Here is a 23,875-nt window from a genome sequence, read left to right as displayed (position 1 = left end):
AGGCCGTGGACTACTCCACGGTAATCGTCAACGCATCGGCCACGAGGCCGGCCTTGGCACGGGCGTCGGCTTCGGACTCGCCGACAGCCAGTGCCACGGCCATGCGGCGGTGGCCATGCACTTCGGGCTTGGCAAAAATGCGCAGGTCCGTGCCGGGTTCGGCCAGAGCAGCGGCCACATCGGTGAACTCGGCCTCACCGTCGCCGGCCACCACAATCGCATGGCTTGCCGCCACCGAGCCGGCCGGAATCGTGAGCGCCACATGCTCGGGGGTGATCGGCAGGCCGAGAATCGCGCGGGCGTGCAGCGCGAACTCGCTCAGACGCTGGGAGGCCATCGTCACCATACCGGTATCGTGCGGACGGGGGGAGACCTCGTTGAACAGAATCGAGCCGTCGGTGAGCACGAACAGCTCCACGCCGAATACGCCCCAACCGGTTTCGCCGGCCGCCTGAGCCTTGGCCACCAAGCCTTCAACGGCGGTACGTGCGATGTCGCGCGCCCGCTCGGCCTCACCATCGGGCTCGGTAGCCGGCTGCCAGGACTCGCGATAATCGCCGGACTCCTGACGTTGGCCGATCGGCGCGCACGTCACAATGCCGGCGGACGAAGAAACAGTCAGCACCGTCAGCTCACGCTCCAGCGGGGCAAGCGCCTCAACGATCACGCGCGACACATCGCCCTCATCGGCGGCGCGGCGTCCCTCCTGCGCTTCGGTCCAAGCGGCATCGATGGCGTCGGCGGAACGCACCACCGACTGGCCGTGACCAGACGAGCTCATCACCGGCTTGACCACGCACGGATAACCGACTTCCGAAGCTCCGGCGCGCAGCTCTTCCAGCGAGCCGGCAAAACGATACGGTGTAGTCGGCAAGCCCAATTCTTCGTGGGCCAGTACGCGCAGGCGCTCGCGATCCATGCAACTCGCGGCGATTTCGGCGCTCGGCATCACCTGGGCGCCCGCAGCCGCAGCACCGGCCAGCACATCGGTGGCGATGGCCTCTACCTCGGGCACGATGATGTCCGGCTTGATTTCATCGAACAATGCCTGCAATTCGGCGGCATTCGCCATATCCAACGCGCGATATTCATGCGCCACCTGCTGGGCCGGAGCGCCGGCATACGAGTCAGCGGCGCACACCCACGCGCCCAGTCGCATGAGCTCGATGGCCACTTCCTTGCCCAGCTCACCAGCGCCCAAAAACAGCACGCGGGTGGGGTGCTTGCCCAGCGGTGTGCCCAGCGGGCGGTTGGCTGCGCGAGTTGCGGGGGAGACGGCGGAAGTCTCGGCGGGAATTGCGGGAGAGGAGGCGGAAGTCACGGCAGTATTCACGGCGTTCTCAGTCATACCCACATTCTGCCATGCCGCGATGATTTCGGTATGCCGCGTGAGCGGAGTGCCTCGCGTGGCCAAAATTACGGGCGGAATATCCGGCTTCATGGGGCGGTAAATTCCCCATGGGGCGGTAATGAGTCCATGGGGCGGTTTGTTGGTTTTGTGAAACCGCGGAATTAAGCCGTTTTGTCTTACCTCCCATGGGAATTTCACCGCCCCATGGGCAGGTTGCCGCCCCATGAAGATTCAGATGCCCGTAACCCGCCATAAATACTGGGTATAGACACGCCGTTGCGTGCGTAACAGAGCCGTCGTACCTTAGCAATTACCGGCCGATGAAATATGGGGCGGTCGGGCCAACATTTTGGGATGCAACATATAGCGAATAGCGGCGTGCCGGTTCCGGCATTTCAGGCTACAAGCCGGCACGCTGGCAATAGTCGAAGGGGGAGGGCGACATGCCGACGTCGAACGCGGCTCTGATTTCTTGACGGGCGGCTAGTCTGCCCGGCAATCCTTTTGCTGAGGCGGACGCACGCGCTGCAGCAGCCGTCGCCGCCGGCAAGGATATCATCGACCTAAGCAAAGGGAATCCCGATGGGCGGCCGCCATCCTTTGTGCAGGACGCGCTTTCTCACGCTTCACACAATCCTTCCCTGTTCCGGTACCCGCCATTTGACGGGCTTCCGGAATATCTGAATGCGATTGCCGGCTGGTATTCGCGCCAGCACAACGTCACCGTGGACCCCGTCACCCAGCTGCTGGCGACTTCCGGCTCGTCCGTCGGCATCACCACCGTCATCCAGACGCTGGTCGATCTGGGAGATACGGTGGTGGCGGTCGACCCGTATTACCCGCAGTACGAGGGCTCAACAGCAGTGGCCGGTGGCCAGTTCGAGACGATTCCCGCTGACCCGAGCCGCGGATTCCTGCCCGACTTGGACGCGGTGAATCCAGCGCTATGGACTCGCGCCAAACTGCTGATTCTGAACTATCCCAACAATCCGACCGGCGCGGCCGCAACACCCGAACTGTATGAGACGTCCGTGCGCCTGGCCAAGCAATACGGATTCATCGTACTTAACGATTTCGCCTATGCGGGGCTCGAGTTCGGCGACGTGCGCTCGCTGAGCCTGCTGGAGACTCCGGGCGCGCTGGACGTGGCGCTGGAACTTGGCTCGCTGTCCAAAATGTATATGGTGGCCGGCTGGCGTGGCGGATTCGTGACGGGCAACGCCGAAGTCTTGCCCGCAGTCAAAGCCGTACACCGGCAGACTGCGGTGTTGGCTTCCAGCGTTATTCAGCAGGCCGGTGCGGTGGCGCTGGAATCCGATCAGAGCACGGTGAAGCTGCTGGCCGTGCAATATCAGCATCGTTTTGAAGTGGTGCGTGGCGGGTTTACCCAAGCCGGTCTGCCGGTGGCCGAGGCCCAAGGCGGACTGTTCGCGTGGGCGCGCGTGCCAGAGCGGTGGCATGGCGATTCCGCCACATTCGTGGATTGGCTGCTCAACGCAGCCGGCGTGGCGCTGATGCCGGGGGTCTGCTTCGGTCAGGCGGGCGAAGGCTGGGTGCGTATCAGTCTGCTCAAGCACACCGCCGAGTTGTTCCAGGCCGTGGCCCGCGTCGATCGTGCGCTGCGAAGCGCGTGATTCAATATTGGGCAAAATGCGGCAGTCCATACCATTTCACACGCGTTCAGGCAGCGCGGCCGACGCCATTGCAGCGCGGTGGTTTAGGATGAGGCAATGCGCGAAAACGGGATTGAAGAGAGCATTGATCGTCCGCTGACTATCGCTCTTGTGGTCGATACGGTGGGCAATCAGGGCAACGGCACCTCCAATTCGGCCTTGCAGTGGGCTGCAGAATTGGAGCGGCAAGGCCATCATGTGAGGCTTGTCGGTATAGGGGCGCCCGAATATCCGGCGCGCGTGAATAAGGTGCCGCTCGTCTCGTGGGTGGCCGCCAAGCAGCTCATGCAATTCGCCGAACCCAGCGACACGTTGTTCCGCACCGCCTTCCAAGGCGTGGATGTGGTGCATATCTATATGCCGTTCAAATTCGGCCGTCGTGCCACTAAAGTCGCCCACCAAATGGGCATTCCCGTGACTGCCGGATTCCACCTGCAGCCGGAGAACGTGTTGTATTCGGCCGGCCCGCTACGTCGCATTCCCGGTATTTCCAGCTTCCTGTACTGGCTGTTCAAGCACTGGCTGTACAAGCACATTGACCACATCCATGTGCCCACCGAAATGACCGCGAGCCTGTTGCGCGCGCACGGGTATAAAGCCAAGTTGCACGTGATTTCCAATGGTTATTCACCGGTGTATTCGCCGAAGAAGCCGGCCGATCCGGATGCCTCGGCTCCCGTGCCGTTCCGCGTCATCGCTTCCGGCCGACTGGCTAGCGAGAAAGATCAGATTACGCTGATCAAGGCGGTGTCGATGTCCCGGCACGCCGGCGATATTCAGCTGGTGATCGCCGGTACTGGGCCGCTCAAGCAGTATCTCAAGTTCCGCGCCGGGCGTTTGCTGGCGCGCAAGGCCGATATCGGATTCCACAAGCACGCCGATATGCCCGATTTGTTGCGTTCGGGCGATTTGTTCGTGCATTGTTCGATTGCCGACATCGAATCGATGAGCGTGATCGAGGCGATGGCGTGCGGATTGGTGCCGGTGATCGCCGCGTCCGAACTGTCGGCGGCCAGCCAGTTCGCGCTGATCGACGAGTCGTTGTTCCCCGTGCGGGACGCGGCCCTGCTGGCCCGACGCATCGATTGGTGGATCGCACATCAGGCCGAGCGTGCCGAATGGGGCGAGAAATACGCCGAATACACCAAGGCGCATTATTCCGTGGAAGCCTCGGTCCACAAGTTCGTGGATATGGAACGCAAGGCGATAGGGGAGTAGGAGCCTTCTCGTTTGCGGAGAGGTCTTTCCCTCAGTCCGCCTGCGGCGGCCATCTCCCTCATCAGAGGGAGCTACGAAAAAAACCTCCCTCTGATGAGGGAGGTGGCATCGCGAAGCGATGACGGAGGGAGAGATTAGCGAAGGATTTTACAACAACTCAATAAGTTGATCGACCTCTTCAGGCGTGGTGGCCCAGCTGGTGCAGATGCGCATCACGGTGTGCGTGTCGTCGGCCTTTTCGGTAAAGCCGAGCTTGACCTCGCGCTCCAGACGGTCGATGGTCGGCTGATCCATCGTCACGAAAATCTGGTTGGTGGGCGCCTCGAAAGTGAGCGTGTAGCCCTTGACGCGCAGGGCCTCGCGAATATGATCGGCCGCCTCATTGGCGTTGCGGGCGATCTTGAAGTACAGATTGTCGGTGAACAAGGCGTCAAACTGCGCGCCCAGCACGAAGCCCTTGGCCAGCAAGGCACCGTGCTGCTTGATGCGGGTCAGGAAGTGCTTCGGCGTGTTGTGCTTGGTAAACACCACGGCCTCGCCGAACAGGGCACCCACCTTGGTACCGCCGATGTAGAACACGTCGGCGATGGTTGCCAGATCCGCGAGCGTCATGTCGGAACCGGTGGCGGTCAGCGCGTAGCCGAGTCGCGCGCCATCCACGAACAGCGGCATATCGTACTTATGCGCCACATCGGCGATAGCCTGCAGTTCGGCTTTGGAGTAGTTCGTGCCGTATTCGGTGCTTTGCGAGACGTACACGGAGCCCGGGAACACCATGTGCTCGTAGTTGCCGTCCGCATAGAAGGTCTTGCAGAACTCGTCCAGTTCGGTCGGGTCCATTTTGCCGTTGTGCTGGGGGATCGTGAGCACCTTGTGCCCGGAGAACTCGATGGCGCCGGCCTCGTGCACGTTCGGATGGCCGGAGGCGACCGCGACCACGCCTGCATACGCCGGGGTGATGGTGTCGATGACGACCTGGTTGGTCTGTGTGCCGCCGACGAGGAACCACACATCCGCGTCCGGCTGGCCGCAGGCCTCGCGGATCTTGGCCTTGGCCTGATCGCTCAGTTCGTCGAACCCGTAGCCCGAATACAGATGGTTGTTGGCTTCAGCCACGGCTTCAAGCACTGCGGGATGGGCGGCGCGGGAGTAATCGTTCTCAAAAGACAGCATGACGGACCTTTTGTCCTTGTGTTAGATGAATTGGATATGCCCGAGCGTACAACGCGGTGGTTCCAGGCAGGAGCGGGGAATTCATGGAGAAAAACAAAACCCTTCCGCGAACGGAAGGGTTTTACTGGGGTGGCCAACGCGGCTCGAACGCGCGACCTTCTGAACCACAATCAGATGCTCTACCAACTGAGCTATGGCCACCATAGTGCCGTATTCAGCAAGCTGAATTCGCGCAACAGGTGAATACTATACACAACTTTGCGGATGTGTGCTCATCGGTGTGTCGCGGTGGAATCAAGTGGTTGGTTTCATTCTTGGGGGCCAGGCTGCGGGCTGTCTCAGATGGCGGGATGTAGACGAGTGGGTCTTGTGCGGCGATTGATGAAAAGTCAGGGCACACGACGGCGTGATGGTACGACTGGGGATTGCAGAAATGATTACGTGAGTGTTCACAATGTGAGCATTATGTTTCATGTCAACCGCGACCCTCCTAGTTTCACGCGGTGTTACCTACACCGAACAAGGGAAGAGAAACACCATGGAAAAGGTTAAAGCCTTTGCAGATTGGCTGACCAAGTGGTTTACGGTCATCGTCATCGTCTGGGCCGTCTTCAACTACTTCGTGCCGGCCGCCAGCCTGTGGGGCAAGGCGTACACCGGCTACATGCTGGGCATCGTGCTGTTCGGCATGGGCCTGACCCTGACGCTGGACGACTTCAAGCGCATCCTGACCCAGCCGCTGATGGTCATCGTCGGCACCGTAGCTCACTTCATCATCATGCCGCTCATCGCCGTGGCCCTGTGCGCGATCTTCCACCTGTCCGGCCCGCTGGCCGTGGGCGTGATTCTCGTCGGCTGCTGCCCGTCTGGCACCTCCTCCAACGTGATGAGCTACCTGTCCCGTGGTGACGTGGCCCTCGATGTCTCCATCGGCATCCTCTCCACCCTGTGCGCCCCGTTCATGATTCCGCTGCTGATGCAGCTGCTCGCTTCTCAGTACGTGTCCGTGCCGACTCAGTCCCTGTTCCTCAACGCCGTCAAGGTGGTGCTCTTCCCGATCGCCCTCGGTGTGATCTGCCACATGATCTTCGGCAAGAAGATCGAGAAGGTTACGGTCGCCCTGCCTATCGTTTCTCAGGTGGCTATTCTGCTTATCATCGGCGTGGTCGTTGCCGCCAACGGTCCGAAGCTGTTCGTGGCCAGCTCCCTGATGGCCATCCCGGTGGTCATCCTGCATAACCTGTGCGGCTACTCGCTGGGCTTCGGCTTCTCCAAGCTGATGTACAAGATCTACCCGAAGGGCTTCCGCTACGCACAGCAGAAGGCCATCACCTTCGAAGTCGGCATGCAGGACTCCGCTCTGGGCGCAACCCTGGCCCTGACCTCCTTCGCGACCAACCCACTCGCTGCCGTGCCGTCCACCTTCTTCTCCGTGTGGCACAACATCTCCGGTTCTATCCTGTCCAGCTGGTGGCGCAACCACGATGACAAGCACGAGATCCACTGGGATTCCGACAATGGCGAGAAGGGCTCTGCCAAGAGCACCGTTTCAGCGGCCCACCCGTTCGACGCCGATAAGGCCGCCAAGGTCGCTGCCTGAAATCCTGAAATGGTGAGAAAGGTCGGGTAAGGCACGACTCCAGTCAGTCGGTCATCCACCTTTCCTACCTCGCATAACATAGCCGCTCCCGCTTACTTCCGATTGAGGTATCGGGCGTTTCGCGAGCGCGGTTTTGCTATAATTGGTAATGCAGAAAGCGGCAAGGTAATACGGCAAAGAGGCCGGGTCGCTAGAGGTTCCCATCGGATATGGAAGAGCACGAGGATGTGCTGGAAACAGATAACACAGAAGCGGATGTGGTGAAAAGAAACATAATGTAACCTCCTTGGCGGTGCCCCCGTGTGACATAGTCTCCGCGGGGGCACCTGCTGTGTGGCGTTCCCTTTTTGCGACGCATTCCCGGGAATATTGCGTTGGGAGGAGAGGAAAAGTACAGGGCGCAAGAGGTCTCCAAACCAGTGAGTTGTGGCCCGGCGCGTCGTTGTCCGGAGGAATCGTAATATAGATATTCGTGTGTGCCAACAGCACGCCTTATGTAACAGGCGAGCATGCTGGGATATCCTTCAAACCGCTGATCGCACGCAGTAATGCGCCGACGGGAGGGGCGAAGGCCATCGGGCCGGTGGACTGGGCTATCTTTTCCGATTCGTCGGGTGCCGCCAACAGGCGGATACCAAGCGAGTGTGCTGAAAAGTGTGGGTGCAGTGCGGCGGTCACACAAAAGCAAGAGAAACCACTGAATCGGAGGATTCAAGTTGCCTACTATTGAACAGCTCGTCCGTAAGGGACGTCAGGCAAAGCCGAAGAAGTCCAAGACTTTGGCCCTGAAGGGCAGCCCGCTGCGTCGCGGCGTGTGCACCCGTGTCTACACCACCACCCCGAAGAAGCCGAACTCGGCTCTGCGTAAGGTCGCTCGTGTGCGCCTGTCCTCGGGCATCGAAGTCACCGCCTACATTCCGGGCGAAGGCCACAATCTGCAGGAGCACTCCATCGTGCTCGTGCGCGGCGGCCGTGTGAAGGATCTCCCGGGTGTGCGTTACCACATCGTGCGTGGCGCGCTCGATACCCAGGGTGTCAAGGACCGTAAGCAGGGTCGTTCCCTGTATGGAGCAAAGAAGGCGAAGTAAGAGATATGTCACGTAAGGGACCTTCCAAGAAGCACGTCGTGCTGCCCGATCCGATCTACGGTTCCACCGTGGTGGCGCAGCTCATCAACAAGATTCTGCTTGACGGCAAGAAGTCGATCGCCGAAGACATCGTCTACTCCGCGCTCGATATGGTCAAGGAGAAGTCCGACCAGGAGCCGGTGGCTGTGCTCAAGCGCGCCCTGGACAACATCCGTCCGTCCCTCGAGGTTCGCTCCCGCCGTGTCGGTGGCGCTACCTACCAGGTGCCGGTCGAGGTCAAGCCGAACCGCGCCAACACCCTGTCGCTGCGCTGGCTGACCGATTTCTCCCGCGCCCGTCGTGAGAAGACCATGGCTGAGCGTCTCGCCAATGAGATCCTGGATGCCTCCAACGGCCTCGGTGCTTCTGTCAAGCGCCGCGAGGATACTCATAAGATGGCAGAGGCTAACAAGGCCTTCGCTCATTACCGCTGGTAATCACTCGCCCTGAGTAAAACTAAGGAAAAAGATGGCTGAAGAGATTTCGGACCTCCACGACGTCCGCAATATCGGCATCATGGCCCACATTGATGCCGGCAAGACCACCACTACCGAGCGTATTCTGTTCTACACCGGTAAGAACTACAAGATCGGCGAGACCCACGACGGCGCCTCCACCATGGACTTCATGGCGCAGGAGCAGGAACGTGGTATCACCATCCAGTCCGCTGCTACCACCTGCTTCTGGAGCCGTCAGTCCCACGACACCAAGGACAAGTTCCAGATCAACATCATCGATACCCCTGGCCACGTGGACTTCACGGCCGAGGTGGAGCGCTCCCTGCGTGTGCTCGATGGTGCCGTTGCCGTGTTCGACGGCAAGGAAGGCGTGGAGCCGCAGTCCGAGACCGTGTGGCGTCAGGCTGACAAGTACGGCGTTCCGCGTATCTGCTTCATCAACAAGATGGACAAGCTGGGCGCGAACTTCTACTACTCCGTCGACACCATCAAGGAGAAGCTGGGCGCTACTCCGATCGTGATGCAGCTGCCGATCGGTTCCGAGAACGACTTCACTGGCGTTGTCGACCTGGTTGAGATGCAGGCTTACGTGTGGAACGGTACCGAGGAGCTCGGCGCCAAGTACGACACCACTGAGATCCCGGACGACCTCAAGGACAAGGCTCAGGAGTACCACGAGAAGCTCGTGGAAGCCGCTGCCGAAGCCGACGACGACCTCATGAACAAGTTCTTCGAGGACGGCGACCTGTCCAAGGAAGACATCCGCGCTGGCGTGCGTAAGCTCACCATCGCCAAGGAAGCCTTCCCGATCTTCTGCGGTTCCGCCTTCAAGGACAAGGGCGTTCAGCCGATGCTGGACGGCGTTGTCGATTACCTGCCGTCTCCTGAAGACGTGCCGGCCATCAAGGGCTACAAGCCTGGCGATGAGTCCGTCGAGATCGACCGTCACCCGGTCAAGTCCGATCCGTTCGCGGCTCTGGTCTTCAAGATCTCCACTCACCCGTTCTACGGCAAGCTCGTGTTCGTGCGCGTCTACTCCGGCTCCGTTGTGCCGGGCGACTCCGTGCTCGACTCCACCCGCGAGAAGAAGGAACGTATCGGCAAGATCTTCCAGATGCACGCCGATAAGGAAAACCCGATGGACCGCGCTGACGCCGGTAACATCTACACCTTCGTGGGCCTGAAGAACGTGACCACCGGTGACACCCTGTGCGCCATCGACGATCCGATCACCCTCGACTCCATGACCTTCCCGGATCCTGTGATCCAGGTGGCCGTCGAGCCGAAGACCAAGGCCGACCAGGAGAAGATGGGTATCGCCCTGTCCAAGCTGGCCGAAGAGGATCCGACCTTCCAGGTCACGACCGACGAAGAGTCCGGCCAGACCCTGATCTCCGGCATGGGCGAGCTCCAGCTCGACATCATCGTCGACCGTATGCGCCGCGAGTTCAAGGTTGAGTGCAACCAGGGCAAGCCGCAGGTTGCCTACCGCGAGACCATCCGCAAGGCCGTCATGGACCAGGGCTACACCCACAAGAAGCAGACCGGTGGTTCCGGCCAGTTCGCAAAGGTCCTGATGAACTTCGAGCCGCTCGACACCACCGAGGGCAAGACCTTCGAGTTCGAGAACAAGGTCACCGGCGGCCACATCTCCGCCGAATTCATCGGCCCCATCGAGGCCGGTGTCAAGGAGGCTATGGAGTCCGGTGTTCTCGCCGGCTTCCCGGTCGTGGGCGTCAAGGCCACCGTCACCGACGGCCAGATGCACCCGGTCGATTCCTCCGAAATGGCCTTCAAGCTCGCAGGTTCCATGTGCTTCAAGGAAGCTGCCCCGAAGGCCAAGCCGGTCATTCTCGAACCGATTATGAAGGTCGAAGTCCGTACGCCGGAAGAGTACATGGGCGAAGTCATCGGCGATCTGAACCAGCGCCGTGGCAACATCCAGTCCATGACCGACGGTGTCGGCGTCAAGGTCATCGACGCCAAGGTCCCGCTGTCCGAGATGTTCGGCTACATCGGCGACCTGCGTTCCAAGACCCAGGGCCGCGCCATGTTCACCATGGAGATGGACTCCTACGACGAGGTGCCGAAGAGCGTCTCCGAGGAGATCATCAAGGCCCAGCGCGGCGAGTGACACGCGCCACTGCATGAAGTAGCCAGTGTCTCCAGTCAGCGGTAGTATCGTGTACCGCTGACTGGGTTCTGGCTCTTCAAAGTGGCACATAACCCAGAAACCCAGTAGAATAAGCGAGTCCCTGTGCGAAAGGGTGCAGGAAACTCACGAGACGTCCAGGAGGACAAAAGTAATGGCAAAGGAAAAGTACGAGCGTACTAAGCCGCACGTTAACATCGGTACCATCGGCCACGTCGACCACGGTAAGACTACCCTGACTGCCGCCATCTCCAAGGTGCTGCACGAGGAGTTCCCGGATGTCAACCCGGAGTACGACTTCAACCAGATCGATTCCGCTCCGGAAGAGGCCGCCCGCGGTATCACCATCAACATCGCCCACATCGAGTACCAGACCGCTGAGCGTCACTACGCTCACGTCGACTGCCCGGGCCACGCCGACTTCGTGAAGAACATGATTACCGGTGCTGCCCAGATGGATGGCGCTATCCTCGTTGTGGCCGCCACCGACGGCCCGATGGCCCAGACTCGCGAGCACGTGCTGCTCGCCCGTCAGGTTGGCGTTCCGAAGATCCTCGTCGCCCTGAACAAGTGCGACATGGTCGACGATGAAGAGCTCATCGAGCTCGTCGAAGAAGAGGTCCGCGACCTCCTCGACGAGAACGGCTTCGACCGTGACTGCCCGGTCATCCACACCTCCGCTTACGGTGCTCTGCACGACGATGCCCCGGATCACGAGAAGTGGGTCCAGTCCGTTAAGGACCTCATGGACGCTGTCGACGAATACATCCCGACCCCGGTTCACGACCTGGACAAGCCGTTCCTGATGCCGATCGAGGACGTCTTCACCATCTCCGGCCGTGGTACCGTTGTCACCGGTCGTGTCGAGCGTGGCCAGCTGGCCGTCAACACCCCGGTCGAGATCGTTGGTATCCGTCAGACCCAGCAGACCACCGTCACCTCCATCGAGACCTTCCACAAGACCATGGACTCCTGCGAGGCTGGCGACAACACCGGTCTGCTGCTGCGTGGTCTCGGCCGTGACGATGTCGAGCGTGGCCAGGTTGTGGCCAAGCCGGGCTCCGTCACCCCGCACACCAAGTTCGAGGGCGAAGTCTACGTGCTGACCAAGGACGAAGGCGGCCGTCACTCGCCGTTCTTCTCCAACTACCGTCCGCAGTTCTACTTCCGCACCACCGACGTCACCGGCGTCATCGAGCTGCCGGAAGGCGTCGAGATGGTTCAGCCGGGCGACCACGCTACCTTCACCGTTGAGCTGATTCAGCCCATCGCTATGGAGGAAGGCCTGACCTTCGCTGTGCGTGAAGGTGGCCACACCGTCGGCTCCGGTCGTGTGACCAAGATCCTCGCCTGATTTTCATCAGACAAGGATCTTCGCTTGAACTAGCGTTATAGAAAATCCCCTCCGAGTTTCCTCGAAGGGGATTTTCTATAACCGCAGCAGGATATGGATATGTACCACGACTTCCGGCCTGGATGCGCTAGTGTTGCTTTCCAATAGATAAGAGGAATGCGCGTTCGCGGAACGCCGTGCACAGCCGGGACGTGCCGGACACACGCTTATTTATCACGTGTATGCAGGCGACTGGCAGCCGACAGGGGAGTGCCAGCTGATGGATTATGGCGTGATACGCGCGAGCAGATTGCACGCGTGCAGGAGGATCGTGAGCCATTGGCGGTCTCGTTCTCGCAGTGGCAATGATTTGACCGATGTAAACACTTGAGATTCAATAGACACCGTGAAAGAGTTCTGTACAAAATGGTGGAAGCGCATTGCCACCGTTGACATGTTGTTCATTGGCGTTCTGACTCTGCTGGCCTCGCTGTTCGCCTCCTGGCTCAAGCAGTTCCCCGGATTCAGCCTGTTCGGCGCGCTTATCATCGCGCTGCTCATCGGTATGATCATCCAGTTCCCGATCCGCAGTGCCTACGTCGGTTCCAATGATGGCCGCAAGGCAGGCGTCAAGGACGCCGCTGGCCTGATTTCCAACAAGCTGCTGCGCCTCGGCATCATCCTGCTCGGTTTCAAGCTCAACCTCGCCGTGCTGTTCACACAGGGCATCAAGTGTCTGCCGATCGCCGCTGTGGTCGTCACGCTGACCATCATCGTGTGCTATGCCATCGCCCGCAAGCTCGGTGTCGACCCGATGCTCGCCATCCTGACCGCCGGTGGCACCGGCATCTGCGGTGCGGCCGCCGTCATGGGCCTGGCCGGTTCCATCAAGGTGCCTGAGGACAAGCAGGACGAGAAGGACAACGACGTGACCATGGCCGTGGCCATCGTAGCCATTATGGGTACTGTGTTCGCGTTGCTGGAGATCGCGCTCGGCCCGCTGACCGGCATGACCAAGGACCAGCTGGGCATCACCGCCGGTGCTTCCCTGCACGAAATCGCCCACGCGGTCGCCGCCGGCGACGCTTTCGGCGCGGTGGACATCGCCACCATCATGAAGCTTTCCCGCGTGCTCATGCTCGTGTTCGCGGCCATCATCATCGCTATCTGGTGGGAGAAGAAGCACTCCGAGGTGGAGAACACCGGCAAGAAGACCGTGGCCTTCCCGTGGTTCATGCTCGGCTTCATCGGCGCTTCGATCATCGGCACCTTCGTGCCGCTCATCGCCTCCATCACCCCGCAGCTTGTGGACTTTGCGTACATCGTGCTCGGCATGGCCATGGCCGCGCTCGGCATCAATGTGAACTTCAAGGCCATCGCGTCCAAGGGCAAGAAGCCGATGCTCGCCAGCTTCCTGACATCGATTCTGCTCATGTGCTTCGCCGCAGGTGTTGCTGTGCTGTTCTTCTGATAAGCGCTCCAAATACAAATAGCCGAAGGCGAACGACAGTGAGCAATTGGAATGTGCCACCTAAAAATCACGTACTTGCACAACGGATAACCCCAGCCGAACTGGCAGGCCATCGCGATGAATTTCACCACATACGGGCTCAGGCTCGTCGCGTCCGGCATCCAGCCGATCAGCAGCGTGCTGAACGTGAAGTTCCAGATCCACAGCAGTACGAACAGCACCACCGATCGGGTGAAGTTGCTGGACGATTTGAACGTCACATTGCGGTTCATCACGAAGTTGTAGGTCGCGGAGCACGCTACTGCGATGCCGTTGGAGACCTGTGAGGGTACGCCAATCAAGTGCAAAATCGCGAACGTCGCATACTCCACAATGGTCTGCGTGGCCGAAACGCCCACATACTTGCCCAGCACGGCGAGCCCGTTCTGCTTGTTCTTCTCTTCTGTGTCCGCCATGCCATGCATCTCCGGCCATTCGTCTTCCCCTCAATCTCGCAGCATGATATCGCTTCTATGCGAGAAAACCACAGGCCGCCGCAGCAATCGGCACTACTAAAGATAACGCCAGATAAGCCGTTGCGGTGGGGTAGTGGCGTTTGCGGAAGAGCGTCACCATTTCGTTGATGGCGGTCGAGAACGTGGAGAAGCCGCCGAGGAAACCAGTGGCCAGTACCAGACGCCACGGTTCGTCCAATGTTCCGCCAAGTGCCAGCGCAGCAACCAATCCAGCTAGAAAACCGGCAATGAGATTGATAGTGAATGTGGAGAGCGGAAATGCGCGCTGCCAATACGTTTTGATGGTCACATCCAGCAGATAGCGGCAGGAAGCGCCCACGCCGCCGCATAGACATACCAGAATTGGCAAGATTGCAGATGCCATCAGCGTGCGCCTCCCATGATCGTGGCAGAAGAGTGAGAGGCAGATGCGGGATCCGCAGTCGATTCCATCTTCGCGGCGCTGGCCGAATGAGCCGAACGAGTCGATACGGCAGTTTGGGCATCACCTGATGGAGAGCCGGCCAGATGTGTCCCGGTCCATACGCCGGCAGTTGCGCAAGCCAATCCAAGCACAAACGTCACCAGCAGATAGGCGATGCCGGCCGCCGCCTGACCGTCGCAAATCGCGGTGAAGCCTTCTAACGCAAGTGTCGACATCGTGGACAGGCCGCCGCATACGCCCATGCCGAGTCCGCGGCTGGCGAATTCCTTGGAGCGTGCGCCGAATCGAGAGGAGCCGGCCAAGTAAGCGGTCAACCCTGCATAGCAGAAGCAGGCCAGCATGTTGGCCACGAACGTGCCGGTATGGAAGCTGCCGGCTGCGGGAATTTGAGCAAACGCATAGCGAATTGCGGTGCCGATGGCGCCGCCGCAGAAGACGACTAACGCAATATCAAGATGAATGTCGGGAAGTTTGCGAGTCGGGGAGGTGACCGTACGTACGCTCGGTCTAGCGTCTGTGGATGGGGATTGCGAACCCATAATAGCCTTTCCGGAAACCGCTGGATCCTGCTGAAGACACAACGACTCCATGCAATATCAAATCGTGTGTAGGAACTATCAGCAGTGTGCGGTTCGAAACGAGTTCAGGCGGGTTCCATCGCCGGTTCCTTAGCCTACTCGTGGCGGCGACAACAAACGGCAGCAGTATCTCGGATATTGGCCTATCGCGGTGGATTTCGGCAAGAGACTTCTGCAATGCCGATGAACTTGGTTGCCGTGAGGCGATAAAGCACGTAGATGAATTGCTTGGTTACTTCCATACCTCGTGGGTATGGCTCAACATGGTTTATGGCTATTGGCTAATACAGATCGATTGTCGTTTAATGGAACATGAGGATAACGGGCCCTAATCGCTCGGTGCCGGAAACAAGGAGTTGTGAATATGTCTGAAACCATGAAGGCCGCGATTTTCGTTGAGCCTGGCAAGATGACCGTGGAAGAGGTGCCAAAGGCGGCACTTCAGCAGGATGATGACATTGTGATTCGCATGGTGCGCACCTGTGTATGCGGCTCCGATTTGTGGTTCTTCCGTGGGCTGAGCGGCCAGACCGCGCACAGTCAGGTGGGCCACGAAGCCATTGGCGTGGTCGAGGAGACTGGCGCGGCGGTCGAATCCGTTAAGCCAGGTGATTTCGTGGTCGTACCATTCCCGTACAGCTGCGGCAAGTGCCCGGTATGCAAGGCCGGCTTCGAATCCGTGTGCCCGCACGGCGGCTACTTCTCCGCTTGTCAGGCCGAATACCTGCGTGTGCCCGAGGCGGACGGCACCGTGGTCAAGGTGCCCGGTTCACCGGAAGACTACGATGACGCGACGCTCGCTTCGCTGCTGACCGTTTCCGATGTGATGTCCACCGGTTATCACGCGGCGGTTTCTGCCGAGGTCAAGCCCGGCGATACCGCCGTGGTCATGGGCGATGGTGCAGTCGGCCTGTGCGGTGTGATTGCCGCCAAGATGCGTGGTGCCACGCGCATTATCTCCATGAGCCGTCACGAGGATCGCGCGGCGCTCGCCCGCGAATTTGGTGCGACTGATATCGTGCCCGAGCGCGGCCAAGAAGCTATTGACAAGGTGCTAGGAATGACCGGCGGCTATGGTGCGGACGCGGTGCTCGAATGCGTGGGCTCCAAGCAGTCGTTCGACACGGCGATTGGTCTGGTTCGCCGTGGCGGCGTGATTGGGCGCGTGGGTCTGCCGCACGACGTGGAGATCAGCGCCGAAGGCACGTTCTACGGCAACGTCGGCATCAAGGGCGGCCCAGCTCCCGTGCGCCACTACGATATTGACGGTGGTCTGCTGGATGCGGTGCTTAAAGGCGAAATCAACCCCGGTCGCGTGTTCACCGCCGAATATGACCTCGACCATATTCAGGACGCTTATGAGGCCATGGACCAGCGCAAAGTTATTAAGGCGTTGATCCGGTTCTAATCGCGTGGTGTGACGGGGTTTACCACAGTGGTATTTAACGTCCGTATGTATGCGTCGTAACGAGACCCTCGCATACATACGGACGTTGTTATGTGTCTGACGCGGTTTACGCTGAACGATTGTGGTGACGCAAACCGGTCACCTGTTACTCGGCGAGCAGTGCCTTGTACTGTGCAGCGGACTGGGCGAGGGCCTCGTCGGTGATGCCGAAAGCGCCGTACGTGGCGAACGGCTTGAGCCAGGTCGCGCCGATGTAATAAGCCGTGCCCTCGATCGGAATAAGCAGCTGCTCGATGGGGTAGCGGCCGGGGGTGCCGATCTGGTAGGCCGATTCCGGCGAAGGTTCGCCTGTGGATGGCGCCGAAGCGGCTCGAAACGTTCGGGGTCGGTCGTGAACGGTGGCGACGAGCTGCGGCTGGTGATTCGCGAATCGTCGCCGACGCCGGTGTATGAGCAGATTCGCGCTCAGATCGAAGGCATGGTTCGGGTCGGCGCGTTGCATGACGGAGACCGTCTGCCGTCGGTCCGCCAACTTGCCGGCGATCTGCGCATCGCGCCGGGAACCGTGGCCAAGGCGTACACCGAACTCGCCGACTGCGGCATCATCGACACCGGTGCCGGACGCGCGGCGCGTGTAAAACGGGTCAAGCCGATTCCCGAACCGCTGGTGCGCGCGGCCAAGACCTATGCCGACGAGGCCCGCCGGCTTGGCGCGAGCCTCGATGACGCCTTCAACGCCCTGCGCGCGCAGTGGTAAAGCGCGCACCGATGCGAAGCCTACACGGGGTGCACCGTCAGCGAAAAGTCGCCGATGGTGCTGACGGTCGAGGGCGAGGCCAGATTGCAGACATCTCGCAAGCAGTACGTGGCATACAGCGGAAGATAGGTTGTTCCGCCGTCCTGCGCAATATTGGAGCGGGACAGCACCACGCCCTGCGAGATGCGATATTCGGCATTGGCCAATACGGCGTCGATGGCGGCGTGCGTGCGGTAGCTGCGCCCCGACTTGACCTCGAACGGCATCACAGAATCGGCGTTCGTGTCAGCGATGAAATCGACTTCACCATGTTTCTTTGCCATGTAGTAATACAGCGGAATGCCTTGCGCCGTCAGCTCCTGAGCAATCACGTTCTCGTAGATGGCACCCAGATTCGGTGAGGAATCATCAAGGTATGCGGCTTGCGCGGTCGGTTGCGGGTATCGTGCCATGAGCATACCGGTATCAGACTGGTACAGTTTGAACTTCGGTGATTGCGCCGTGCGTTTCAATGGCGATTTCGGCTCGGTGACGCAGTTGGTTTTCAATGCCACACCCGCATCGACAAGCCAAAGAAAATCCTTCTGATTGCGGTCGTACCGAGCACCGGGGCTGATGGAGGAGACGGCGAATCTGCTGTTACCGTCAATCAGCTGAGTGGGGAGCTGGTCGAAGATCTCCTGCACCTGCAATGCGCGATTGCCTGCGTACTGCGAAATATCGTGGCGATATTGCCGGTTCAACTCGTTCTGCACCGCGCGCACAGCCGCCAAATCACCCTTGGTGTCCAGAAAACGTTGCACGATTTCCGGCATACCGCCGACTACCAGATAGGTGCGGAAGTTCGTCATCATCGCATCGTGAATATACTGGTCGATCGGCGTGACCGACCGGCAGGATTCTCGGATGTTTTCAAGTGTCGCCTTCTGTACGCCGATGGCCCAACAGAATTCTTCAAAATCCATGGGGCGCATGGTTTTTTCGATGACCGAGCCAACGGGGTAGGAGCGTACGCCCTTGAACTCAGTGCCGAGCATGGAACCGGAGAACACATAATCGAAACGGCCATCGGCCACCAGAAACTTGACCATGGTCATTACATCCGGTGCCTCTTGCACCTCGTCGATGAAAATCAACGTATCACCGGGAATGAGCGTTGAAGGTGAGAACAAGGTAAGGCGGCTGATGAACTCCTGCACGTCGTTCGCCGATGCGAGCGCGCGGGCCGCCTGCTTGTTCTCGTACAGGTTGATTTCAAGGTAATGGGCGTATTCGTGCTTGGCGAACTCGCGTACCGCGTAGCTCTTGCCGATCTGGCGAGCGCCGGTCAGCAGCAGTGCTTTGCCGGTACCGCTCCGCTTCCATTCCAGCAGATCGTCCGAGATTTTGCGCTCAAGCATGGCAGTTCCTTTCCGAATCCCTTATGAGAGTAGCATTTTCTGCCTTGTATGTGCAAAATGTCGCATTTCAAAATGGGGTTTTGGTGCAAAATGCCGCATTTTAAAGTAGGGTTTTGGTGCAAAATGCCGTGTAAATGGTGAATTGGACGTGCTTGTAAAGGGAGGGCTGGATGACTGTGCGGCTGAACTGCTGTATCGACGAGTTGAGGAACCGTGACGGGCTCGGGTCCGTCAGATCGCCCTGAGGATCGACCGCGACAAGTCCACCGTCAGCCGCGAGCTGCGGCGCGGCCTGTGGTCCGCGTCCGACGAGAAACGAGTCCTATCGCCCCTACAGGCCGAAACGGTTGAAGGCGGGCGCGTGGACGTCGAGGCCGTTCTACTCGGCCATGACCGCGCAGCGCAAGGCCGAGCAACGCGCGCGTCAATCGCGCAAGCCGATGCGCATGGCGTATTCGCCGCTGCTCGCGTGGGTCATGGACACGCTTGGGAAGGGCTGGACGCCCGAGACGATCGAGGGCAGGCTGAAGGCCGAATGGCCGTCCGACCCGCATATGCGCGTCAGCCACGAATGCCTCTACCAGTGGATCCACGCGAAACCGCAGAAGGCATTGGACCCCAGGCGGTACCTGCCGCGGGGCAAACGGCATCGCACGCGGGCGAAGGGACGCCGGTCGAAAATGCCCGGATTGTGGAGGCTCCCGCTATGCGTCCGAAGCCGACGCGATTCGGCGTGCGATTAAAGCGGCTAAGGGCAAAGCGGCGAAGATGAAGGTCTCGGATAAGCGCAAAGCGGCCAAGGAAAAATTGAGTGAGGCGACGGATCAGGGTGGCGGCAACGTTTCCCTGAGCCTGCCTCAACTCGTGGGATGAGCGTGCTCAACCCGTATGGCGGTCACGTGGAGTCAGATGAACAGGTGCGCGAGTAGGATAACCGTCCGTGGTGCAGGTTCATGGTATTAGACGCGCAAGCGCGGACGCGAAATATCGGCAGATGACCGGGCAGCCGGTTAAACCGCTGATTCTCAAACTGTGCCTGCCGGCCGTCATTTCCAATCTGGTGACTACTGCATACAACCTGACTGACACCTTTTTCATCGGTCAGCTCGGCACCGCGCAGTCCGGTGCTATCGGTATCGCGTTCTCCATCATGACCGTGATGCAGGCGCTCGGCTTCTTCTTCGGCAACGGTGCAGGCAACTCGATGAGCCGCGAACTCGGCAAGCAGAACAATGATCGTGCCTCCCGACTACTGGCCGTGGGCTTTGCGGGCGCGGTGATCTCCGGTTTGGTGATTGCCACAATCGGACTGCTGACCCTGCGTCCACTTGTCGTCATGCTGGGCTCGACCTCGACGATCGCCCCATACGCCGTGCAATATCTGACGCCGTTGCTGGTCGCCGCACCCTGCGTGTGCGGTTCGTTCGCACTCAACGGATTGTTGAGATACCAAGGTCAATCGGCGTTCGGCATGATTGGTCTGGTTTCAGGCGCATTGCTGAATTTCCTGCTCGCGCCGTTGCTCATCTTCGTGCTGCACCTCGGAATTTTCGGTGCCGGCCTCGCCACCGCCATCTGCCAGACGGTGAGCTTCACGATTCTGACCACGATGAGCCGCAAATTCGGCGTGATGAAACTGTCCCTGCGCAATTGCAAACCGGATATGCTGCTCATGCGCGAAGTGGCTGGCGGCGGTCTGCCTTCGCTGATCCGCCAAGGCGCCGGCTCGATTTCCGTGACTTGCGCGAACATTGCCGCCAATCCATTCGGCGACGCGGCCATCGCCGGCATGGCCATCGTGATGCGCATCATGTTGGGCGCCAATTCGGTGATCGTGGGCCTCGGCCAAGGTTTCCAGCCGGTGTGCGGATACAACTACGGGGCCGGCCTGTTCGCGCGAGTCAAAGAGGGATATTGGTTCTGCGTGCGGCTCGCCACCTGCGTGCTCGTGGCGTTGGCAGCGCTGCTGTGGATTTTCGCGCCGCAACTGGTCGAGATCTTCCGTTCCGACCCGGCCGTGGTGGCGGTGGGCGTGGCTGCGCTACATATTCAATGCTGCACGGTGATTCTCAACGGCTTCAACATGATGGGCAATATGATGACCCAGACCATGGGCCGCACCGGCATCGCCTCGTTCCTGGCCTTGTGCAGGCAAGGCCTGTTCCTGGCGCCAATCGTGCTGATTTTGCCGATGATGTTCGGCGTGCTCGGCGTGGAAATGGCCCAATCGGTGTCCGACGTGCTGACGTTCGTGGTCACCATCCCGTTCATGCGGCGAATCCTGCATGAATTGCGGTAGATGTCATCAAGATTTTCGACTTCCAGACCAGGTGGGCCGAGCATATTTCGTCTGAATCTCTGTAGTTTTCCCTTACCGTTGCGTTCATTAGGTCGATTATGCGTTCATTAGGTCGGTGCCCTGCTTAGCACGAGATAATGAGCATTGGAATGAAGCCATTCTTGAAGGCAGTGTTCATCACAAGTGACCTAATGAACGCATAATCGACCTAATAAATGAATGGCGGATGGCTAATACGGAGCCTGAATGCAGAATATGAAACGTATGAAAGCCAACCAGGCACACAAGTGGCCCGTGCCGGCGCGCATCGAATCGCTGTACCGCACCATGGCTGACGTACTCGGCCCGACCGGGTGGTGGCCGGCGGCGCCTTATTCGGCGAATCGATAGCCGAATCGACGGGCGAACCGATGGATGGCGCGGCGGGCGAATCGGCGGCTGCCATGCCGATTGAAGCAGGCGCGCTACCTACTGGCCCCGCCACGCCTTTGGACCTCATCGCATCTGCGTCGCGCATCGCCTCGATAATGCTCAGGTACGTCGGTTTGGAAGTCGCGCACCCGCGCAACGACCCGGATTGGATGGCGTTCTGGAGCATGGCGCGATTCATCTACTACCACTACGGCGAACGCCTCACCATCGAAGACATCGCCCGCGCCGACGGCATGTCACTGATGTCGATTTGACTGGCCAGCAGGTCGCCGATTGGAGAGGAAAAGGGATAGGGAACACAGAGGCAGAGGATAGATGTCGGTTCGGTTGCATCCTGCGTGGTGAGTTGTTGTCCAGATGGTTGCCTATATGAACCAGTGACAGGAAATCAGGGGAACGCGAGCGAGAGGAGTGTGCATGGGGCAGTTCGGCGTCATGGTTGGCCAGTTGGTCGGATTTCTGATCATGCTGATGGTCGGGTATGGATGTGTAAGGCTTCGATTCTACGGTCAGACGGCGTTGGATGGCATGTGCTCGTTGTTGCTCAACGTGCTCATCCCCGTGCTTGTGTTTTCGAACGCCGTCGATGGTGCGGACCGCGCGCAGCTCGCCGCCAACTGGGGCGTGATGCTGCTGACCGCCGTGATGTACGCGCTGCTCATCTTGGTGTTCTGGCTGGTCGCCAAACTGTTGCGGCTCAAGGGCTCACGCAGCCACGTGTTCCAGGCGGCGCTGATTTTCGGCAACGCCGGATTCATCGGCATTCCGTTGATTATGGCACTTTGGCCACAGAACGGTGCGATTTACGTGGCGCTGATATCGATCATCGACCAGACGCTGCTCTGGACGTACGGCGTATGGCTGTGCGAGCCGGTCGCCGAAACGACTGGCGGCAACGCGATTGGCGCGCGAGGTGCGGTCGCGAACGGTTCGGTGAACGGCGCCGGTTCGGTGGGGGAGGCTGCGAACAGCGGTTCTCCGGTGGCCGTCCGCCCCTCGCTAGGCACCCGCGTCCTCGGCCTGCTTAAACGATTCGTCGATCCCGCCTTCATCGGCGTGATGCTCGCCCTGATTCTGATTCTGCTCGGCGTCAAGGTGCCGGACATCATCCTGAAGCCGCTGCACACCATCGGCAATATGGCCACGCCGATGTCGCTAATCTACTTGGGTGGCCTGTTCGCACTGACCAAGTGGTGGGGCGTCCTCAAACGCTACGAACTCTATGTTGGCCTAGTCGCCAAGATGATCGCATTCCCGCTCGCCTTCTACGCGCTACTGACCGCGCTGACCGGCGCATTGCCGCAACTGCCGATCACCCATGACATGGTGCTGATGATTACGGTCATCGCCGGACTGCCGACCATGACCACCATTGCCATGTTCACCGGTCGCAAGAACAACATGCCCGAGTATGCGGTCGGCTTCGTGCTCGTAAGCACGCTGTTCTCGCTGGCTTCCCTGACAATTGTGTCGGCGGTCGTGTTCTGAATTGTCCCCTTCGACGAAAAGAATGCCGGGGCCTCCGGCGCTTGGAACCTCATTCATAAATGAATGCTGGCTATTCTTTTTACCACGAACCAGGAACCATTTTCTGTTGTTCTGACCGAAAGATAATTAAGCGCAAATGGCCCTTATCACATACTTTTCGCGGCCTCATCGACGCAGCGCAGCGCGTTGAGCGTGCGTGGGTAGCCGATGTACGGCATGCACTGCGATGCCACAGTGATGAGGAAGTGTCGATTGTTGCCGATGCGCATATTGGCGTGGGCATGACTGGTCAATTGCGGCTCGCACCCACCCTGGGCGGCAAGGAAGCAGAACGTGATCATCTCGCGCTGCTTCAGGTCGAGCCCGGTGCGGGTGTAGTAGTCGCCGAAGCAGTTGGCCGCCAGCCAGCGATTGATATGGCGCTTCTCATCGGGGCCGGACTTGTAGAAATCCTTCATGCCCTCGCCGAAGATATCCACTTGGGCTTGGGTGCCGGCCTCCCGCCTTGTTCCGGTAGTCGAGGTGGACTGCGAGGGCAGCGGCAGCTTTACTCCCTGCGCGCGCAGCACTTCGTTCAGTGCCGCGATAAACGGATAGACGCGGGCGATGCCTAGGTATGCCACAGCCTGATACGTCGCTTCCTTGATTTCCACCGGTGTGAGTCCAGCGATCATCGCGGCCGGCACGATGCCGCGGAACTCGGTGAGACTCTGGCTGCCGAGCAAGGTGGCCAGAATCGCCAGATAGCGGGTCTTGTCATCCAATTCGTTGACGCCCGGCTCGTTCGGGACCTCATCGAACGCGAAATTCTCGATGATTTCGGCCAGGTCCGGGTCGTCTTGGCCCTCGAACAGGCAGGGGACGTTAGAAACGACGGCTTTTAACACGACCACGTAGGGAGCGTTGGGAGACTAAGTAGCGGCCCGCAGCTGGAATATTCCAGGAGCAACACACATCGCATAACACACAACACAACACACAAAAAAAGAACCTCGCGAAACGAATTTCACGAGGTTCT

At 59.6% G+C, this 23,875-nt stretch carries 18 protein-coding genes, 1 tRNA gene, 5 pseudogenes and 1 riboswitch; of the genes and pseudogenes, 16 read left to right on the top strand and 8 right to left on the bottom strand.

Annotated features, from left to right (window positions below):
- Positions 1-10: 10 nt before the first annotated feature.
- Positions 11-1,348: a formate-dependent phosphoribosylglycinamide formyltransferase gene (gene purT, locus ACEUKI_RS02230; protein WP_251847636.1), complete on the bottom strand. Its 1,338-nt coding sequence runs from the start codon at positions 1,346-1,348 to the stop codon at positions 11-13.
- A 491-nt stretch (positions 1,349-1,839) separates the two neighbouring features.
- Between purT and ACEUKI_RS02225 the strand changes: the two genes are divergently transcribed.
- Together ACEUKI_RS02225 and ACEUKI_RS02220 are read left to right on the top strand one after the other, a co-directional pair.
- Positions 1,840-2,985, top strand: a complete 1,146-nt coding sequence (locus tag ACEUKI_RS02225) for an aminotransferase class I/II-fold pyridoxal phosphate-dependent enzyme (protein WP_318161281.1) — start codon at positions 1,840-1,842, stop codon at positions 2,983-2,985.
- Positions 2,986-3,081: 96 nt separating this feature from the next.
- Positions 3,082-4,242: a glycosyltransferase gene (locus ACEUKI_RS02220; protein ID WP_115770300.1), complete on the top strand. Its 1,161-nt coding sequence runs from the start codon at positions 3,082-3,084 to the stop codon at positions 4,240-4,242.
- A 147-nt stretch (positions 4,243-4,389) separates the two neighbouring features.
- On the opposite strand, the gene ACEUKI_RS02215 is transcribed toward ACEUKI_RS02220, so the two are convergent.
- Both ACEUKI_RS02215 and ACEUKI_RS02210 read right to left on the bottom strand, forming a co-directional pair.
- The gene (locus tag ACEUKI_RS02215; RefSeq protein WP_251847635.1) at positions 4,390-5,415 is read right to left on the bottom strand and encodes a low specificity L-threonine aldolase; all 1,026 of its coding nucleotides are present in this window, start codon (positions 5,413-5,415) and stop codon (positions 4,390-4,392) included.
- 125 nt (positions 5,416-5,540) lie between these two features.
- Positions 5,541-5,616, bottom strand: a tRNA-His gene (locus ACEUKI_RS02210).
- A 337-nt stretch (positions 5,617-5,953) separates the two neighbouring features.
- Between ACEUKI_RS02210 and ACEUKI_RS02205 the strand changes: the two genes are divergently transcribed.
- The 6 genes from ACEUKI_RS02205 (at position 5,954) to ACEUKI_RS02180 (ending at position 13,556) form a co-directional block, all read left to right on the top strand.
- A complete protein-coding gene (locus ACEUKI_RS02205) occupies positions 5,954-7,015 on the top strand; it encodes a bile acid:sodium symporter family protein (RefSeq protein ID WP_077389376.1) in 1,062 nt (353 codons plus the stop codon).
- A 716-nt stretch (positions 7,016-7,731) separates the two neighbouring features.
- A complete protein-coding gene (gene rpsL, locus ACEUKI_RS02200; protein WP_003813881.1) occupies positions 7,732-8,103 on the top strand; it encodes a 30S ribosomal protein S12 in 372 nt (123 codons plus the stop codon).
- Between the two features lie 5 nt (positions 8,104-8,108).
- A complete protein-coding gene (gene rpsG / locus ACEUKI_RS02195) occupies positions 8,109-8,579 on the top strand; it encodes a 30S ribosomal protein S7 (RefSeq protein ID WP_003828652.1) in 471 nt (156 codons plus the stop codon).
- Between the two features lie 31 nt (positions 8,580-8,610).
- Positions 8,611-10,734 carry an elongation factor G gene (fusA, locus tag ACEUKI_RS02190; RefSeq protein WP_065443789.1) on the top strand — a complete coding sequence of 708 codons (2,124 nt, stop codon included), beginning with the start codon at positions 8,611-8,613 and terminating at the stop codon, positions 10,732-10,734.
- 172 nt (positions 10,735-10,906) lie between these two features.
- Complete coding sequence (gene tuf / locus ACEUKI_RS02185) at positions 10,907-12,106, top strand: elongation factor Tu (protein ID WP_080785178.1); 1,200 nt, start codon at positions 10,907-10,909, stop codon at positions 12,104-12,106.
- Positions 12,107-12,491: 385 nt separating this feature from the next.
- Positions 12,492-13,556 carry a YeiH family protein gene (locus ACEUKI_RS02180; RefSeq protein ID WP_080785177.1) on the top strand — a complete coding sequence of 355 codons (1,065 nt, stop codon included), beginning with the start codon at positions 12,492-12,494 and terminating at the stop codon, positions 13,554-13,556.
- Between the two features lie 59 nt (positions 13,557-13,615).
- On the opposite strand, the pseudogene ACEUKI_RS02175 reads toward ACEUKI_RS02180, so the two are convergent.
- The 3 genes and pseudogenes from ACEUKI_RS02175 to ACEUKI_RS02165 all read right to left on the bottom strand — a co-directional run.
- Positions 13,616-14,020: pseudogene (locus ACEUKI_RS02175) on the bottom strand (GtrA family protein); the annotation flags it as partial.
- Positions 14,021-14,066: 46 nt separating this feature from the next.
- Positions 14,067-14,435, bottom strand: coding sequence for a CrcB family protein (locus tag ACEUKI_RS02170; RefSeq protein WP_080785176.1), 369 nt, complete (start codon positions 14,433-14,435; stop codon positions 14,067-14,069).
- 68 nt (positions 14,436-14,503) lie between these two features.
- A pseudogene (locus ACEUKI_RS02165) lies at positions 14,504-15,034 on the bottom strand (CrcB family protein); the annotation flags it as partial.
- A 62-nt stretch (positions 15,035-15,096) separates the two neighbouring features.
- Positions 15,097-15,166: riboswitch (Fluoride riboswitch) on the bottom strand.
- A 271-nt stretch (positions 15,167-15,437) separates the two neighbouring features.
- Here ACEUKI_RS02165 and ACEUKI_RS02160 point away from each other — a divergent pair.
- Both ACEUKI_RS02160 and ACEUKI_RS02155 read left to right on the top strand, forming a co-directional pair.
- Positions 15,438-16,481, top strand: coding sequence for a zinc-dependent alcohol dehydrogenase family protein (locus ACEUKI_RS02160; protein WP_080785174.1), 1,044 nt, complete (start codon positions 15,438-15,440; stop codon positions 16,479-16,481).
- Positions 16,482-16,602: 121 nt separating this feature from the next.
- The gene (locus ACEUKI_RS02155) at positions 16,603-17,238 is read left to right on the top strand and encodes a GntR family transcriptional regulator (RefSeq protein ID WP_374156449.1); all 636 of its coding nucleotides are present in this window, start codon (positions 16,603-16,605) and stop codon (positions 17,236-17,238) included.
- Between the two features lie 20 nt (positions 17,239-17,258).
- Here ACEUKI_RS02155 and ACEUKI_RS02150 read toward each other — a convergent pair whose 3' ends face one another.
- Positions 17,259-18,638, bottom strand: a complete 1,380-nt coding sequence (locus tag ACEUKI_RS02150; RefSeq protein ID WP_374156448.1) for an ATP-binding protein — start codon at positions 18,636-18,638, stop codon at positions 17,259-17,261.
- A gap of 226 nt (positions 18,639-18,864) precedes the next feature.
- On the opposite strand from ACEUKI_RS02150, the pseudogene ACEUKI_RS02145 reads away from it, so the two are divergent.
- The 6 genes and pseudogenes from ACEUKI_RS02145 to ACEUKI_RS02120 form a co-directional block, all read left to right on the top strand.
- A pseudogene (locus tag ACEUKI_RS02145) lies at positions 18,865-19,363 on the top strand (transposase); the annotation flags it as partial.
- A pseudogene (locus tag ACEUKI_RS02140) lies at positions 19,314-19,505 on the top strand (hypothetical protein); the annotation flags it as partial. The pseudogenes ACEUKI_RS02145 and ACEUKI_RS02140, both read left to right, overlap by 50 nt.
- A gap of 73 nt (positions 19,506-19,578) precedes the next feature.
- Complete coding sequence (locus ACEUKI_RS02135) at positions 19,579-20,937, top strand: MATE family efflux transporter (protein ID WP_080785170.1); 1,359 nt, start codon at positions 19,579-19,581, stop codon at positions 20,935-20,937.
- A 246-nt stretch (positions 20,938-21,183) separates the two neighbouring features.
- Positions 21,184-21,303: pseudogene (locus ACEUKI_RS02130) on the top strand (DNA lyase); the annotation flags it as partial.
- Positions 21,294-21,623 (top strand): hypothetical protein, encoded by a 330-nt coding sequence (locus ACEUKI_RS02125; protein WP_374156447.1) that lies wholly within the window; start codon positions 21,294-21,296, stop codon positions 21,621-21,623. The pseudogene ACEUKI_RS02130 and the gene ACEUKI_RS02125, both read left to right, overlap by 10 nt.
- Before the next feature lie 163 nt (positions 21,624-21,786).
- Complete coding sequence (locus ACEUKI_RS02120; protein WP_374156446.1) at positions 21,787-22,857, top strand: AEC family transporter; 1,071 nt, start codon at positions 21,787-21,789, stop codon at positions 22,855-22,857.
- 146 nt (positions 22,858-23,003) lie between these two features.
- Here the strand turns inward: ACEUKI_RS02120 and ACEUKI_RS02115 are convergent, their stop codons facing one another.
- Positions 23,004-23,750: a carboxymuconolactone decarboxylase family protein gene (locus tag ACEUKI_RS02115; protein WP_374156445.1), complete on the bottom strand. Its 747-nt coding sequence runs from the start codon at positions 23,748-23,750 to the stop codon at positions 23,004-23,006.
- Between the last annotated feature and the right edge of the window lie 125 nt (positions 23,751-23,875).

It is taken from the genome of Bifidobacterium sp. 2450 (assembly GCF_041900695.1).
GTDB classification, from domain to species: Bacteria; Actinomycetota; Actinomycetes; order Actinomycetales; family Bifidobacteriaceae; genus Bifidobacterium; species Bifidobacterium longum.
Note: the sequence above shows the minus strand (reverse complement) of the source record. Positions and strands in the feature narration are given on the sequence as shown.

Excerpts from the sequence above, each read along its gene's own strand:
- purT (WP_251847636.1), bottom strand. The coding sequence starts at position 1,348 with ATGACTGAGAACGCCGTGAATACTGCCGTGACTTCCGCCTCCTCTCCC.
- ACEUKI_RS02220 (WP_115770300.1), top strand. The coding sequence starts at position 3,082 with ATGCGCGAAAACGGGATTGAAGAGAGCATTGATCGTCCGCTGACTATC.
- ACEUKI_RS02215 (WP_251847635.1), bottom strand. The coding sequence starts at position 5,415 with ATGCTGTCTTTTGAGAACGATTACTCCCGCGCCGCCCATCCCGCAGTG.
- ACEUKI_RS02205 (WP_077389376.1), top strand. The coding sequence starts at position 5,954 with ATGGAAAAGGTTAAAGCCTTTGCAGATTGGCTGACCAAGTGGTTTACG.
- rpsG (WP_003828652.1), top strand. The coding sequence starts at position 8,109 with ATGTCACGTAAGGGACCTTCCAAGAAGCACGTCGTGCTGCCCGATCCG.
- fusA (WP_065443789.1), top strand. The coding sequence starts at position 8,611 with ATGGCTGAAGAGATTTCGGACCTCCACGACGTCCGCAATATCGGCATC.
- tuf (WP_080785178.1), top strand. The coding sequence starts at position 10,907 with ATGGCAAAGGAAAAGTACGAGCGTACTAAGCCGCACGTTAACATCGGT.
- ACEUKI_RS02170 (WP_080785176.1), bottom strand. The coding sequence starts at position 14,435 with ATGGCATCTGCAATCTTGCCAATTCTGGTATGTCTATGCGGCGGCGTG.
- ACEUKI_RS02160 (WP_080785174.1), top strand. The coding sequence starts at position 15,438 with ATGTCTGAAACCATGAAGGCCGCGATTTTCGTTGAGCCTGGCAAGATG.
- ACEUKI_RS02150 (WP_374156448.1), bottom strand. The coding sequence starts at position 18,638 with ATGCTTGAGCGCAAAATCTCGGACGATCTGCTGGAATGGAAGCGGAGC.
- ACEUKI_RS02120 (WP_374156446.1), top strand. The coding sequence starts at position 21,787 with ATGGGGCAGTTCGGCGTCATGGTTGGCCAGTTGGTCGGATTTCTGATC.